The 15184-nt window shown below is 47.8% G+C and carries 13 protein-coding genes; 4 read left to right on the top strand and 9 right to left on the bottom strand.

The features are described from left to right. Window positions 1-17: 17 nt before the first annotated feature. Entirely contained in the window at window positions 18-1646 is a 1629-nt protein-coding gene (locus D0S45_03805) for a tetrathionate reductase family octaheme c-type cytochrome (protein ID TIH19316.1), read from the top strand. Window positions 1647-1648: 2 nt separating this feature from the next. Next, window positions 1649-2296, top strand: coding sequence for a DUF4405 domain-containing protein (locus tag D0S45_03800; protein ID TIH19315.1), 648 nt, complete (start codon window positions 1649-1651; stop codon window positions 2294-2296). An 88-nt stretch (window positions 2297-2384) separates the two neighbouring features. Here D0S45_03800 and D0S45_03795 read toward each other — a convergent pair whose 3' ends face one another. The 8 genes from D0S45_03795 to argB form a co-directional block, all read right to left on the bottom strand. Further along, entirely contained in the window at window positions 2385-3416 is a 1032-nt protein-coding gene (locus D0S45_03795; GenBank protein ID TIH19314.1) for a methyltransferase domain-containing protein, read from the bottom strand. A 384-nt stretch (window positions 3417-3800) separates the two neighbouring features. Beyond that, window positions 3801-4910, bottom strand: a complete 1110-nt coding sequence (locus D0S45_03790) for an amidohydrolase (protein ID TIH19313.1) — start codon at window positions 4908-4910, stop codon at window positions 3801-3803. Between the two features lie 94 nt (window positions 4911-5004). Further along, window positions 5005-5205 carry a 4-oxalocrotonate tautomerase gene (locus D0S45_03785; GenBank protein ID TIH19312.1) on the bottom strand — a complete coding sequence of 67 codons (201 nt, stop codon included), beginning with the start codon at window positions 5203-5205 and terminating at the stop codon, window positions 5005-5007. A 31-nt stretch (window positions 5206-5236) separates the two neighbouring features. Continuing rightward, the gene (locus D0S45_03780; GenBank protein ID TIH19311.1) at window positions 5237-5719 is read right to left on the bottom strand and encodes a hypothetical protein; all 483 of its coding nucleotides are present in this window, start codon (window positions 5717-5719) and stop codon (window positions 5237-5239) included. Between the two features lie 26 nt (window positions 5720-5745). Continuing rightward, window positions 5746-7677 carry a molybdopterin biosynthesis protein gene (locus tag D0S45_03775; GenBank protein TIH19310.1) on the bottom strand — a complete coding sequence of 644 codons (1932 nt, stop codon included), beginning with the start codon at window positions 7675-7677 and terminating at the stop codon, window positions 5746-5748. Window positions 7678-7804: 127 nt separating this feature from the next. After that, window positions 7805-9049 carry a molybdopterin molybdenumtransferase MoeA gene (locus D0S45_03770; protein ID TIH19309.1) on the bottom strand — a complete coding sequence of 415 codons (1245 nt, stop codon included), beginning with the start codon at window positions 9047-9049 and terminating at the stop codon, window positions 7805-7807. A gap of 186 nt (window positions 9050-9235) precedes the next feature. Further along, window positions 9236-9940: a molybdopterin-guanine dinucleotide biosynthesis protein MobB gene (locus D0S45_03765; protein ID TIH19308.1), complete on the bottom strand. Its 705-nt coding sequence runs from the start codon at window positions 9938-9940 to the stop codon at window positions 9236-9238. A gap of 148 nt (window positions 9941-10088) precedes the next feature. Then, window positions 10089-10967, bottom strand: a complete 879-nt coding sequence (gene argB / locus D0S45_03760) for an acetylglutamate kinase (GenBank protein ID TIH19373.1) — start codon at window positions 10965-10967, stop codon at window positions 10089-10091. Between the two features lie 1225 nt (window positions 10968-12192). Between argB and D0S45_03755 the strand changes: the two genes are divergently transcribed. Then, window positions 12193-12876, top strand: a complete 684-nt coding sequence (locus tag D0S45_03755) for a hypothetical protein (GenBank protein ID TIH19307.1) — start codon at window positions 12193-12195, stop codon at window positions 12874-12876. 147 nt (window positions 12877-13023) lie between these two features. Here D0S45_03755 and D0S45_03750 read toward each other — a convergent pair whose 3' ends face one another. Then, window positions 13024-13581 carry an acetate uptake transporter gene (locus D0S45_03750; protein TIH19306.1) on the bottom strand — a complete coding sequence of 186 codons (558 nt, stop codon included), beginning with the start codon at window positions 13579-13581 and terminating at the stop codon, window positions 13024-13026. 391 nt (window positions 13582-13972) lie between these two features. Here D0S45_03750 and D0S45_03745 point away from each other — a divergent pair, with 391 nt between their 5' ends. Beyond that, window positions 13973-15181 carry a cation:proton antiporter gene (locus D0S45_03745; GenBank protein ID TIH19305.1) on the top strand — a complete coding sequence of 403 codons (1209 nt, stop codon included), beginning with the start codon at window positions 13973-13975 and terminating at the stop codon, window positions 15179-15181. Window positions 15182-15184 lie beyond the last annotated feature (3 nt).

Genomic DNA, 15184 nt, shown 5'->3' with positions numbered 1-15184 from the left:
AACTATGGAGGGTGGAGATGAGATTAATGCGGAACTCAGTACTGCTGCTGTTGGCGGTGGTCTTTCTGGGCGCAAGCGCATTTGCCGCCGGGGATACCGCCCCTGGTCGGGAAATGGCCCGTCAGGCTACCAAGGGTAAGGAGCTTTGGATTACGGCTGACCATTCCAAGTTCGATGCACTGAAGCAACCTTTCAAGAGCGGACCGGAAGTGACTAAGGCTTGTTTGACCTGTCACACCGAAGCCGGACACCAATTCCACAAGACCATCCACTGGACCTGGCTCGATCCCAAGGCGGAAAAGGAGCTGAAGGTCGGTAAGGGCGGTCTGGTGGTTAACAATTTTTGTATCAACATCCAGTCCAATGAACCTCGCTGTACTTCCTGTCACGCCGGGTATGGCTGGAAGAACAAGGATTTTGATTTTAGTTCGCAAGAAAAGATCGACTGCCTTGTCTGTCATGAGCAGACCGGAACTTACAAGAAGTTTCCCGCTGGTGCAGGTAATCCCGCACCCCCGCCGGGTAAGAAGTTCAAGGGTAACGGCAAGTTCTACGCCGCTCCCGAATGGAACAAGGTTGCCCAGTCCGTGGGCCGTCCTACCCGCAAGAATTGCGGTACCTGCCATTTCTACGGTGGCGGCGGTGACGGCGTAAAGCACGGAGATCTTGATTCCTCCATGCTTAAGCCAGCCAAGACCCTTGATGTGCATATGGGTATGGACGGACAGAACTTTGCCTGTACCCGTTGTCACTCCACAGTGAAGCACGATATCGCAGGCCGTATCTATTCAACCCCCGCAGCAACCGAGCGTAAGTCTCTGCTTGAAGACGATCTCGGCTCCAAGATCATGTGTGAATCCTGCCACAGTGCAAGACCGCATAAGTCAGAGCTGGGCATGAAGCTCAATGACCATACTGACAAGCTGGCCTGCCAGAGTTGTCATATTCCGACCTTCGCCCGCGAACTGCCTACCAAGATGTGGTGGGACTGGTCCGCAGCAGGCAAGAAGAAGGACGGAAAGCCTTATGTTGAAAAGGGCGAATGGGGAAAGCCTGTCTATATGACCAAGAAGGGCGATATGCGTTGGGAAAAGAACGTTGTTCCTGAATATTACTGGTTCAACGGCACCATCGATACTATTACCGCCCAGACGACTATCGATCCCACCAAGCCTGTTCAGGTTTCAAAGGCTGTGGGTTCTATTGAGGATAAGAATTCCCGCATCATGCCCTTTAAGGTGCATCGCGGCATGACCCCCTATGACAAGGTCAACAAGAATATAGTTATTCCACACCTCTTCGGTAAGGATAAGGATGCCTATTGGAAGGGCTACAATTGGGAAAATGCCGTTGCTTACGGTATGAAGTATGCCGGATTGCCTTTCAGCGGCGAAGTGGGATTTGTTGAGACTGAATATGTCTATCCCACCACCCACATGGTTGCCCCCAAGGAAAATGCTGTAGCCTGCGAAGAGTGCCACAGCAAGCAGGGCCGTCTTGATAAGATGACCTGTTTCTATATGCCCGGTCGTGATGCATCCGCTATTGTGGATGCCGGAGGCTGGTTCGTGGTGCTCGCCTCGGTAGTGGGTGTTATCCTGCATGCCCTTGGCCGCATTTTCATCAAGGGCCGTAAGGAGGACTAGATATGAGCGGACATAACATGAAGAAGATCTATCTCTATTCAAGGTTCGAGCGTTTCTGGCATTGGACCCAGTCCATCCTGATCATGCTGCTCATGATTACCGGGTTGGAGGTGCATGGAGTATTCACCCTATTCGGGTTTGAAAAGGCCGTGGACCTGCACAATACGCTGGGAATCAGCTGGCTGGTCCTGTTCGTATTCATCATCTTCTGGCTGCTGACCACCGGGGAGTGGAAGCAGTACATCCCCACCTCCAAGAAGCTCTTTGATGTGGCCATGTACTATGCTTCCGGTATCTTCAAGGGCGAGGAACATCCGGTACATAAGAGCAAGGATGCCAAGCATAATCCTTTGCAGCGTCTGGTTTATCTAGGCCTCTCAGCAATCCTGCTGCCCTTGCAGATGGTAACAGGGTTACTCTATTGGACCTACAACGACTGGGCCGCTTACGGTCTGGATTTCCTGAGCTTGAATGTAGTAGCCAACGTACACATGGCTTGCGCCTACGCACTGCTGGCGTTCCTGGTGGTGCATATCTACATGACCACTACCGGGCACAATATCACAGCCCACATCGCGGCCATGTTCTCCGGCTGGGAAGAAGTTCCCGAGGATTACAAGGCTGAGGAATGGGAGGTTCATGAGAAGTAGGTTTAGTAATTAAGAAACTAAATAAACCCCGGCAGGATTGTGTGTCCTGCCGGGGCTCTTCTTTGAGTAAACAATGATTGAAATTTAGTTATCTGTTGCGCATCTTGCTTCGTATGGCTGCCAGATACAGAGCATATTTTCTTGCTTCTGCCTTGGTTCTGACTCCCATATCGTTTAATGCGTCCGGGTTGTCCCAGCAAAGATTTACCGGAAAGTAACCGTTGGATTTAAGGTAGTTTGAAATAAGTTCGTGATAGGCGGATGGTACATAGCCATCATATACAAAATTATTCCCATTCGAAATGCTGAGTATTGTATCCAGATAATCTTGCCACCATTGGCTGGAAAAGAGTGAGCGGACAGTCACGTCAATTTTAGTTGGATTCAAGCCTTGTGCTATGAATTTTTGTAATTCCGGTTCGCAGGGTTGTTTTTCTGCTTGGATATCCAAGAGAAGTCTGTCGCCTGAAATAGTTTTGTGCTCATGGAACAAGGCATTGCGAATAGTGGTTTTGCCCGCTCCAGGATTCTGCATAAGCATAAATGCATACGGCTTTTTTTTCCTGATATGATAGACATGGCGAGGGATTGGGTCGCCTATTTGCGGTGTACTTTCACCTAAGTATTTGTAGGCATAGCGTGATAGAATTTTAGTGACTGTTTTTTGGGTCGGGAATAGTCGTGTATCAATACTTCGTTGTACCTTTACCCACTCAGAATCATCACCTGACGCGATACCTATTTCTAGTACAAGCGTTCCTTTAGAAGAAAGTCGTTCTGCAAGCATATGTATTAAACTTTCTTGATCGTCTGCATAATGCAGTGCAGAGGAGCAGAGTATTACATCCCATTTTTTTTTGGGTGAGAGGTCATTCCAGCTTTGTACTGAAAAATCACAACCGGGAAAGTTTTTTTTCGCGCTGTTGATAGCCTGCTCATTAATATCAATACCGAGGACTTTTCTTGCTCCGTCAAACAAAGCATAACCGCAAAAAAAGCCTTCATTGCAGCCTACATCAAGAAATGATTTAGCTGTAAGAGGGGGGATATTTAATTGTGCAAGTTTGCTGAGTGAATCTGAAGATCCCGGTTGGTAGGGAAATGTCTGATAACCTGTCATGTTTTTCTCCCAAAATAATTCTTAAACATTAGATAGAGATATTGATATCAAAAATATATTTGTATTAAGAAAGATAATGACGGCGTGATTATCACAGAAATATGAGCTTATCTAGTGTTTATTGTTTAAGTAGAGCGTGTATGTATGCTTTCAAAGCGTGTGGTTGCACAATATCACAGCCCACATCGCGGCCATGTTTTCCGGCTGGGAAGAAGTCCCCGAGAATTACAAGGCTGAGGAACGGGGAGGCATGAGAAGTAGGGTGATGCTGAGGAATTGAGTTGAATTAAAAATAAACGGGCCGCGCTGATGCGCGGCCCGTTTTGTGGTTATATTGGAATTAGTTAGCGGACAGTCTCATTTTATGGGTCTGAAATAAATATCTTACGCAGGCCTTGCCGCAATCTTATCACGCACCCGTTTCGGGAGTACCGAGATAAAGTTATCTTTCCCAACTTTGCGGGCCGCTGCTTTCGGCAGTTCATCAAGCAGGGTGTAGTATTTTCTGATATTGAAGGCGTAATTTTCATATTTACCCACAGCGTCAGAGCCGATCATGAATCTGTCGGGAAAGTTTTTGACCAGCTTCAGCCAGCAATCTTTCACATCATATTTCGGTTTGCCTGAAGTTATATTGTCTTCATAGACGAGCCATGAAAGATCTATCCAGAGGTTATCGTAGCGGACCATCATTTCCCCGAGCATGTCGGTGTATCTTTCAGGGTTCATGTGCAGATAGCGACTCAGTCCGGCATGAGCCCAGACAATGCGGGTGTCCGGGTGTTTAGCCAGCGCATCTTCTACTTCATAGACATAGAGGGGATTGTCCAATTTAACCCTTGAGGTGCAGTTATTGTGCAGTGATACGGGCAGGTCTTTTTCCGCAGCCAGATCGTAGACCGGGTCTAAGGCGACATGGTTGGCCCGTGCTGTCTCGCCGTAAGTCAAGTTAGTCAGGTCATCGCGATGACCGAAAATTTCACCGATTCCTTCCCAAAGGTCACCGTATTCATCAATCATGCGCTTGATGTGGTCCACAGCGTATTTGTCAGTGGGGTTAAAGGCACATATATAGGGATGAAAACGGTAGCGTTCATTTTCAGGTAATTTCAGAACAGCGCGGGCCACAAGAAAATCCGTGGCTGAATACCAATAGGCCCGAGAATTGTCTTCCATGTAATATTTCGGGGCCACGGGTTCATCTTTATCCCACTTTTTTACCAGCGGCATACCGGAAAACATGATGTGTTCCACACCGTTAACGTTCATGGCCTTAATCAATTCAGCCGTTCCTTCGGTTTGTTGCAGGAAGTCCACATAATGGAAATGGGCATCTGCTACGGTGTACTTGGGAGGCCCGGACATGAACCATCCGGCTTCCTTAGCGGTTTTCTTTTTTGGCTTTTTGGTGCAGCCGCTCAAGGTAAAGATTCCTTGTGCGGAAACAGCAACAGCCCCGGCGGAAGTCAGTTTGAGGAATTTTCGGCGATCCATATGATTTGTCCCTTGTTTGGAATCTTTATTTTTACATACACCTAAAGAAAATTAAAAAATTACGCCCAGCCTCTCAGGAGACTGGGCGTTTTTGCTAATTCTTATCCGGATACTTATCAGAACAAAGCTCCCCGCCTGCTCCCCAGTTTTCCTTTTTCACCTCATCAATGACAACATAGATTGATTCCACGCTGCATCCGGTGATCCTTGCCATTTCTTTGGAAAAGACTTCAACAAGTTCTCTTTTCTGTTCGATGGTCCGGCCTTCGAACATTTCAACTTTTATTACGGGCATTTTCTTTCTCAATTTTTAATAAAGTTAATATTTATCGAAAACTATCTTTTAACCGGCAAAGCCATCCCCTACCTGCATCCTTTTCCATCCATTCCACTTCTCCGATACGCATGTAGAGATGGTCGAGAAAGAAAGGGATGAAACCATTTTTAATCAGCTTGGGAATGTCGGCGGGCATTTCATCAAAATAGAAGCTGAACTCGTGCATGGCGAAATTTTCGTTCTGCTCGAATTCAGCTGAATTGCGTAATGCGGTTAGCAATCCCTTTCTTGTCATGGGACTGAAATCCAGACGTCCCATGCGGTCCAGGATGTCGTTATCTGTTTCGATACTGTCGGAGTCAAAGATGAAGGTCAGCACTAAGTGACTGCCTTCGCCGTCCTCAAATTTTCCGATATTGAGCAGACCTTCGCGGATGAAGCTGCCCTTGCCGAAGCGGTAGCGGAACGGGGCAAATCCGACTACGTTCTCACGGCATTTTTGCCTGATGATGTGTTCTTTGTCCTTATTCATAGCCCCTCCGGCAAGATTCAAATACTTTATCCCAGCCCAACTCCCGGCTTCATTACCTGTCCAGTGAGGTTGGTTTCGTAGCCGCCCAGTTCGTTAATTGCAGTTTTGACTTTATCAGATTTTATGAGTTCTAGCAGGGTTTTTATCCTACTGTCTTTCATATGCTTCTGGGGGATAACCAGATCGTATCTTTCATGGGCCAGCGGCACAAAGTCGAGGTCCAGTGCCTTGGCGGCGGCAAAAATTCCAAGTCCGCAGTCCGCAGCCCCGGTGAGCACGTTAGCAGCCACGGCCATGTGGGTGAATTCCTCACGGTCGTAGCCGAGGATATCTGTAGATTTCAGGCCCGCTTTTTTCATATGGTGATCAAAAAGTATTCTGGTTCCGGCCCCGCGCTGGCGGTTGATGAAATTAATGGCTAGACCGCCCAGTGACTTTATGCCTTCTATCGCTTTCGGATTTCCCTTGGGAACGATGAATCCCTGATGGCGGATGGCGAGGTTGATCACCGTCACTTCCATTCCGGGCAGGTATCTTTCAATGAATGGAAAGTTGAAGTCATCTGTTTCCGGGTCAAAAAGATGCGCTCCGGCAAAGAGGGCCATGTCGTTTTTCAGCGCAGTCAGTCCGCCCATGGACCCGGCATGGGTCGACACCAGACGTAGTGGATTGTCACCGCCCATGAGCATATCGGCGAGCATGTCGATGGTGTTGTCATGGCTGCCCACATGCATGAGTACTTTGTCCAGTTCCGCACGGCTGGAGAAAAGTTCCACATCAACAGTTGTGTTAAGTTCCACGCCTTCGCTTTCCGCAGGAACGCGGGTGAAGCCCTGCGCTTTGGTCAGGGTCGTGATCATGCCTGCCCCGCGTGAAAGGGGGACGCCGATGTATTCATCGTCAACCTGTCCAACGGCGAGGCGAACGATTTCTTCCTGTCCGGGCTTGGAAGGGGTGCGCCTTGCCAGACGAACCTGCACTTTGTCACGCTGAGGTTCATGTTTTCCGGCCAGCCACGAAATTATCGGGGTGAGTACATCTTCGAAGCAGACCACCGCGCTGACCGGATAGCCCGGTGCGCCTACCAGCAGCTTGCCTTGAGCCGTACCCAGAACTGTGGGTTTGCCGGGCATTACAGCTATACCGTGCACCAGCAGTTGGCCCAGTTTTTCAATAACTATGCGGGTGAAATCTTTGCTGCCTGCTGAGGACCCGGCACCGACCACTACTATGTGTGAATGTTTGAGGGCTTCTTCAACTGCTGCGGTCAGCTTTTCCTCACGATCTTTGACCGGTCCGGTGAATCTGAATTCCACATCCAGTCCGGCGGCTAAGGATTTGTATACCTGCGAGTTGGATTCAATGACCTCACCCGGTTTGGGTGTGGGGCGATCAGCAAAGGGCAGGACTTCGTCCCCGGTGGGAATGAAGGTCATGCGGATTTTTTCGTAAACTTTGAGTTCGTAAATTCCGGCGGAAAGCAGCGCGCCCATATCAAAGGCGGAAATAGTGTGCTTGCGCGGGAGCAGCATTTCAGTGGCTACAATATCTTCACCGATGCGACGCACATGCTGCCACGGAAAGGCCGGAGTTTCGATGGAAATATTCTCACCTTCGTCCACCACATGTTCAATCATGATGATGGCATCCATGCCTTCCGGCAGAGGATTACCGGTATTGACTGCAATGCAGCCTTCGTCTTTTTTCAGCAATAGCGGCTGGCCTTCACGGGCGGTGAAAGTTGTGTCGCTCTTTACCGCATAACCGTCCATGGCTGCGGAATGGTAGGTGGGCGATGAACAGCGGGCTATGACGGCTTCGGCTGTAACCCGCCCAAGTGCTTCGTGGACCGGGATAATCTCGGTTTGGACCAGTGTTTTGCGGTCAAGCGCAGCCATGGCTGTTTTCACGGCTTCGGGAACGGGGATGGTTTTCAGGTAGATATTGCGGTCACTCACGACTTATTTCCTTATTGAATGGCCTCCGGCGGCTCTCCGAGGGCCCTTTCAGGGGGACCAAAAGGATTAAGCCCCTTTGGAATCCCTATTAGTTGGCTGTTGTTTGATGCAAATATGTTTTTTTATATTAAATCTTCCAGATATTAACCGTGTTTCCGGCGTAAAAACCTTCGGTATCAGCGGGGATGATCATCAGCCCGTCTGCCTGAATCATGGTCTTGAGCAGACCGGATTTTCCGTAAATGGGTTCGGCTAAAGGTAAGCCGTCTTCGCGGTTGATCAGTTTCATGCGTACGTAATCTTCACGGCCCGGTTTGGAAACTGTGTTGCGGCCCAGTTCGGCTTGAATCATGGTCCGCCCGGATGTTGAAAAAGCATCCTTCTGGCCCATGAGCTGGCGGATGAATGGAACAACCAGCGAAAGCATGACCACCTGCACCGAGGTTACCTGTCCGGGCAGTCCCAGCACGGGCTTGCTTCCGGCCCGCCCGAGGATGGTCGGCTTGCCGGGGCTGATTGCCACCCCGTGGGCGAGGATCTCAGAATTTTTCATTGATTCAATGGCCTGCACAGTCAGATCTCGCATGCCCACTGAACTGCCCCCGGAAAGGAGCACTAGATCGTTCTCTGCTATAGCTTTTGTGAGGGTGGATTTCAGTTTGTCCAGTTCATCGCGCACAATTCCGTAATTTACAGCTTCCGCTCCAGCTTCAGTCACAAGGCAGCGCAGGGTGTGGGAGTTCACATCCCGTATTGTTCCAACCTTTTGCGGGGAGTCGATTTCAACAAGTTCGTCCCCTGTGGAGATAATTCCCACACGCGGTTTGCGATGGATAGCAACTTCCTTCATGCCCAGAGCGGCGAGTAATCCAGCATCCTGAAAGCGGACTTTGTGCCCGGCCTGAAAAACTGTATCGCCTTTAGCTGCATCTTCGCCTTTGAGCATGGTGTGTTCGCCCGGGGCAGATGATTTGCGGATTTCAATGGTCCCGGCTCCAAGTTCCTGTGTGTGCTCAACCATAACCACGGCATCGGCTCCGTCGGGCAAAGTTCCCCCGGTGGGGATGGCAGCACATTCTCCGGGCTGGAGTTCAAAGTCTGGATTCTCATCCACCTTAAGGGTGGCGGAGCATTCCAGATAGGTCGGGTTGCCCTCGGTTGCGCCGAAGGCGTCACGGGCATTGACCGCGTAGCCGTCCATGCAGGAACGGTTAGCCGGGGGCAGGTCTTCCGGTGAGATAATATCCTCACCAAGCACCAGTCCACAAGCATCAGAAATGGAAACCTTTTCAGTGTCCACCGCTGTAAAAGAATTCAGCAGGGTTTCAAATTCAACCCTGCTGATAATTTCAAAAAATTCATGGTTTTTCAATGGATGCCTCCGGCGGCTCTCCGAGGGCCAGAGAACCCTTTTGGAAAAGGGTTCTCTGGACTCTCCTAAAACTTTTAATAGTTTAATTAGATTATTTTTATAAAAATCGGCGAAGCCCTAATAAAAAGTTTTGGGATTCTTAAACCCTTTTCCCAAAAGGGTTTAAGGCCCCCGGCAGGGACTTCTTTAATTCTTAATCTTAATCTCAATCTCTCCGGGAACGTAGCCTTTAAGCTGCTTAAGCATGGCGGTTATCCCGGCTGAAAGCATGTCGGCCACAAAGGGGTTGAAACCCAGTTCGGCACCGTTGCAGGTAACTTCCATCTGGGTTTTCATGGCCTGACATCCGGAAACGCGGGCCTTGCCGGAGATAATATCAGCCACGAATTCCATGCAGAACTCGCGTCCGCAGGCCCCACAGTTGAGACCCGGCAGAATGAAACCTTTATCCATGACCAGGTCAGCCAGTTCTTCCAGCAATTCCTCGGAAGGCGGGGTTTCCGGTGAACAGGCCGGAATCTGTTTAAGGGCCAGTTCGGGGTAAAATTCTTTGTCGTCGTTGTCCTCACGAACCATGATCACCCGGGGCAGCCAGCCAACTTTGTTGCCGCCTTCCATGACGATGACATCGGCATCCATGAGTGGAATAAGGTCCTGAACGGTGCGTTCCTGCTTCCAAGAAACAAAGGATTCGCTGGGAGAGTACGCGGCCACACAGGAAGCTATCTTCTTGTACTCTTCGGTATCCGCGCCCTCGGCCCCGTCAAAGCCGTGATGGGAATGCTTGAGCACACCGACTTTGTAGCCTTTTTCAGTGAGCTTCTTGACCAGCGCAAGGCCCATGGTGGTTTTGCCGGTTTTTTTCTTGCCGACGATTGCAATAGCTTTCATGTGATTTTTCTCCGTATAAAAAATACAGGCTGTTCAAAAGTGGTGAGATGTTAGGCGTGAAAAAGTTCAAGGCCGAAGCGTACCTCATGTACGTGAGGATTTGAACTTTTTGAAGCAACGACGCAGATCGCCGTTTTTCAACAGCCTGTTAACTGACAATTTCAGTACCGATCCCGCTTTTGGTGAAAAGTTCCAGCAGCACGCAGTTTTCAACCCGTCCATCAATGATGTGTGCTTTTTCGACTCCGCTGTGAACTGCTTCAAGGCAGCAGCTCAGTTTGGGAATCATGCCGCCCTGCGCCACGCCGGAGTCGATTGCTTCGGCTGCTTCACGGCAGGTCATGGAGGAAACAAGATTTTTGTCCGCATCCAGCAATCCCTGAATATCAGTCAGCAGATGCAAACGTTTGGCGTTCATGGCAGCGGCAACAGCACCAGCTACGGAATCGGCGTTGATGTTGTAGGTGGAACCTTCATCGTCAACTCCCACTGGCGCGATCACCGGGATGAATCCATCTTTTTGCAGGGATTCAATCAGGGTGGTGTTGACCTCGGTTACTTCACCCACCTTGCCGAGGTCGATGATTTCAGGGGATTTGGTTTCGGATTCAATTACGAGCTCTTTCTGCTCGGCCTTGATGAGCATGCCGTCCTTGCCTGAAAGTCCTACCGCCTTGCCGCCTTGCAGGTTAATCAGGTTGACAATCTGTTTGTTGACCTGTCCCACGAGGACCATTTCAACAACGTCCATGGTGGCTTCGTCAGTGACCCGGTATCCGCTCTTGAACTGGCTGTCGATGTTCAGCGCGCTGAGCATTTTTTGAATCTGCGGTCCGCCGCCATGCACAACCACTGGGTTGATGCCGATGTATTTGAGCAGGATGATGTTCAGGGCGAATGCTCGCTTCAGGTTTTCATCGATCATGGCATTGCCGCCGTACTTGATGACGATCGTCTCGCCGTAAAATTCTTTGATGTACGGCAGCGATTCAATAAGAAATTTGGCCCTTATAATATCTTGTTCCATATCCATGTTGCTTATTTCTCCTGAAACTTTTGAAGCTTTTTCTGTGCATGAGCGGATAAAGGCTCCGCGTGGCGTTTGCTATCTATAATTTAAAAGTCTGGTGAGGGGAAGGGTGGGGTTTGTTGGTAGCGGGATGGCACGGAGTGCTTGGCCTTTCTGAAGTAATAAAAAGTTTTTGCAGTGTGTTCTGTAGTACATATCGATATTCTTTGTATGTAGATAGTCATTTGTATGTAGATAGTTGTTTGTACTTAATATATAAAATTGACTAAAAATGACAATTAAAATACTAGCATTATATTGAGGTGGTGGGTCAATGTTGTTTTTTTTGTTGTTTGTTTCGAAAATAATAGCATTGTGGTTGTGAATGCTCTTTCTGTGTTTTTATTAATAGGGTCTAAGAATGTTTCGTCTTTCAAATTGTTTATTTGCGTTTTTGGTAATTTTTATTTTCCTTTTTACATTTACAGCAAATTGTGCAGCTGAGGAATTGTATCTTCTGAGTAGGGCAAATACTAAAATTTATGTCTTTGACAGTACAGCGGATAAAGAAGCACCTCCATTAAGAACAATTGATGCTTCTTCTACATTAACAGCAAATAGAGTTTATGGACTAACTGTGTATGGCGGTGAGATATTTGTAAGTGACGAATCGCAAAAAACAATCAGTGTCTTTAAAACCTCAGATGACAAGATTACTACTCCAATTCGTCAAATTACGGATACTACGAATAGTTATTTCGCAACTCCGAGGGCCCTCTTTGCTTACGGAGGCTACTTATATTGCTGTGATGAAAGTAAGAAGAAAGTATATGTTTTTAAAACAACTGATTCAAAAGATGCTGCTCCTACAAGAACCATCTCGGGATTTAGCAACATTCCTTATGCTTGCTGCGTTTATAATAATGAACTCTATGTTGTAGATTCGGGGGGAGACGTATTTGTTTTTAATACTGATGCTCATGGGACAGTAGCAGATCAAAAGAAAAGGGTTTTGCAACCTTCAAATTCATTTAGTACTCCCAGAGGCTTTTTTATCACGGATAATGTTGTCTATATCTCTGATCATAATCAAATTTGTAGTTATACAGCAACAGACTCAGATTCTTCATCTTACTTAACCAGAATTACAGGTAATTCAAAAGCTAAGGTTTCATTGGGATATTCATTATACGTCGACAAAGAAATATATAGTGGCAACTACGGTTCCGGATACGATGTACAGGTGTTTTCCAAAGGTGCGGATGATGATGTTTCTCCTGTAAGATATCTCGACTATCCAGAACTTAATGATATTATCTCTGTTACTAAAGAATTGGGCGGCGATGTTGTCTCAGGCAGCACCCAACAAAAAGGAGTTGAGGTCTCAGTTCTTACTTCTTCATCCAATTCAACTTCAGAGTCCGATTTTTTTGCAGCTTATTCCGTTCCTGTTGAATTTTCACTCGAAACCCCTGTTTCTTCATTCGAGGCTAGTATCAACAGTAATGGTGCCAACGGAGTGTTTGCATTTAATTCAACAGCTCTTAATGGGACTGCCGGAAGGTACAGTCTTTTGAAATGTTTCGAAACAAATGGGACAACCAAAGGTTTTGGACGCTATGCCCTCAGTGCTGATCCGGACACAGAAGGGACATGGTGGATAGAGGATGAAGACAATAATTATATCTCTGCTGACACTATTCTGACTTACGGCGCAAAATATTACATAAACTTCGTAGTCAAAGATAACGGGGATTATGATGAAGACAGGACTCTGGGCGAGATTAAAGATCCTGTTGCACTAGGAACCAGCGACAGTGGTACAGGGTGCACTCTGAATCCGACCGCCGGGTTCAGCTTGGAATGGGCTATATTGGGAATTGGAGTCTTGTTGTCTATTCTGCGTTCCAGATTATACAAACGGTAGCTTTTTTCCGGCAGTCCCGTTGCCTGACTAAATTAGCGGCAACCTTAAACTCCTGAAAAAGGCTGCCCGGTGACAGGAAAATCAAACAAAAAGGCCGCGCAGCTTAAAGCTGCGCGGCCTTCATACATTCATGAGAAGCAGGCTGTTTTATTCGCCGATGGGCAGGACGGTGCGTCCGTACTGTTCATTGATGACTTCAGCCATGGCAAGATAGCATGCGGAAGCTCCGCAGACGATGCCTTCCCATCCGGCAATTGTTCCGATGAAGTGACTGCCGGAGAAATCGCGTACAGCCAGCAGGAAAAATAGCACAGTCAGGGAAAAGAAGATGAATTGCAGAACCTTGTTGCTTTTCAGGGTTCCGAGGAACATGAACATGGTGAAGACTCCCCACATGAGCAGGTACCAGCCCATGAAAGCGTGCGGGGTGGGATCGGCAAGGCCCATCTTGGGCATTACGATCAGGGCAACCAAGGTTAGCCAGAACAGGCCGTAGGAAGTGAAGGCGGTGGTCCCGAAGGTATTGCCTTTTTTGAATTCCATTATTCCGGCGATGACCTGCGCGATACCGCCATAGAAAATGCCCATGGCAAGGATCATAGAACTGATGGGAAAAAATCCTGCGTTGTGGATGTTCAGCAGGATGGTGGTCATGCCGAATCCCATCAGGCCCAGCGGGGCGGGGTTTGCGAGTTTTGAGTCCATTTATCTCTCCTAAAAATAAGTCTTTCAAAACACACCTGATCCGGGCTTCCGCCGTCGGTGGGTTACAGCGGAAAATGTGAGTGGTGATGTTGGGTGGAGTGCGGGTGTGTTTTTGTAAGTAGTGAACGCTCATTCAGTTATGTTAAAATGAATTTAATTGCAAGTGATAAATTGAGCTGAGGGTGATTTGGGCTAGGTGAAGGGGGTGCGAAATTATGAAAATGAACGCTTAATCAGTTTTTATTGTTGCTTTTGCTACCGGATAATCTTTTTCATTCTGCTGAAATGGGTTATCCTGTTTATACTCTAAAATTGTTGGGAAATATGAGTACGCGTTTTCTCTCTTCAATCATATCTTGAATAAACAGGTAATACCGGGAAGGAAGAACAAATGACTGTATCTGCTCTGACTTTGATAACTCTCGGAATGCTGTTCATGGTCGGCTTTTTAGCTGACACTATCGGGAGGAATACCCCTATTCCAAGGGTTTCGATTCTTATGGTTGCTGGCCTGTTAATCGGCCCGTCAGGTTTAGATTTGTTGCCAGTTTCAACGCAGCACTGGCTTCCTGTTGTTTCCGATATGGCTTTAGTCATGATCGGGTTTCAGCTGGGTAGTTCCTTGAAATATGATTCCTTACTTAAATCCGGTGTACTCGTCTTCTGGATAACATTCGGTGTGGTGGCTGCTGCTGCTATTATTGTGAGCGGTGGGCTGTGGTTGGTAGGAATTCCTCTGCCTCTTGCGCTTATTTATGGTGGTATCGCACCGGCAACAGCTCCAGCTGCAACGGTCGATGTTGTGCGTGAGGTTAATGCTACGGGGATGTTTACCGAAATTCTGCTTAAACTGATAGCTCTCGCTGATGCTTTGGGTTTGATAGTTTTCAGCATAATGCTGGCTGCAGCCCATATGTTGTCCAACGGTGGAGGCGGGGTAGATATTCTATTACTTGGTGCTAAAGATATCGGTTATGCAGTGGGGCTTGGGCTGGTCTTAGGAGGGGTTATGAGTTACCTGACCGGATATCTTAAATCAGGTGAGCATACCTTGTTAGAGGCTCTTGGTATGATCTGTATCTGCGGCGGGGTTGCCATGTGGCTTGATGCTTCATTCCTCCTGGCTGCCATGACCATGGGGGTGGTCGTTATTAATTTTGCAAGGCGTATAGATTGTTCATTTCATTCAATCCGTTCCATTGAGTGGCCCATTGTTGTTCTCTTTTTCTTGTTTGCTGGGGTAAATATTGAATTTGAACATATAGTTGTTAATCTAAAGCTTATACTTTTATATATTCTACTACGCATAGGTAGTCGTTTTGTTGGATCTGTGCTTGGGGCTAGAAAAGGTGGGGAAAGTATATTTTTTGGAAAATGGATGGGTATGGCCATTATGTCTCAAGCGGGGATAGCTCTTGGGATGGCACTCACTGCTGCGCACAGGTTTGAGGAATTTCAGGCCGTGGTTTCGGTTATTGCGGCCACGACGGTATTTTTTGAGATAGCCGGACCAATATGTACCCGTTTTGCTCTGAAGAAAGTGGGAGATATTACCCCCGGCGAAAAGCGGAAAATCAATCGTGAAGGGTGTTCTTTTTAGTGA

The sequence above is a fragment of the Marinifilum sp. JC120 genome, assembly GCA_004923195.1.
Lineage (GTDB): Bacteria > Desulfobacterota > Desulfovibrionia > Desulfovibrionales > Desulfovibrionaceae > Maridesulfovibrio.
This window is presented reverse-complemented; position numbering and strand designations above follow the sequence as displayed.

Coding starts and splice junctions, on each gene's coding strand:
- D0S45_03800 (TIH19315.1), top strand. CDS start 1,649: ATGAGCGGACATAACATGAAGAAGATCTATCTCTATTCAAGGTTCGAG.
- D0S45_03785 (TIH19312.1), bottom strand. CDS start 5,205: ATGCCCGTAATAAAAGTTGAAATGTTCGAAGGCCGGACCATCGAACAG.
- D0S45_03750 (TIH19306.1), bottom strand. CDS start 13,581: ATGGACTCAAAACTCGCAAACCCCGCCCCGCTGGGCCTGATGGGATTC.
- D0S45_03795 (TIH19314.1), bottom strand. CDS start 3,416: ATGACAGGTTATCAGACATTTCCCTACCAACCGGGATCTTCAGATTCA.
- D0S45_03780 (TIH19311.1), bottom strand. CDS start 5,719: ATGAATAAGGACAAAGAACACATCATCAGGCAAAAATGCCGTGAGAAC.
- D0S45_03790 (TIH19313.1), bottom strand. CDS start 4,910: ATGGATCGCCGAAAATTCCTCAAACTGACTTCCGCCGGGGCTGTTGCT.
- D0S45_03745 (TIH19305.1), top strand. CDS start 13,973: ATGACTGTATCTGCTCTGACTTTGATAACTCTCGGAATGCTGTTCATG.
- argB (TIH19373.1), bottom strand. CDS start 10,967: ATGGAACAAGATATTATAAGGGCCAAATTTCTTATTGAATCGCTGCCG.
- D0S45_03765 (TIH19308.1), bottom strand. CDS start 9,940: ATGAAAGCTATTGCAATCGTCGGCAAGAAAAAAACCGGCAAAACCACC.
- D0S45_03805 (TIH19316.1), top strand. CDS start 18: ATGAGATTAATGCGGAACTCAGTACTGCTGCTGTTGGCGGTGGTCTTT.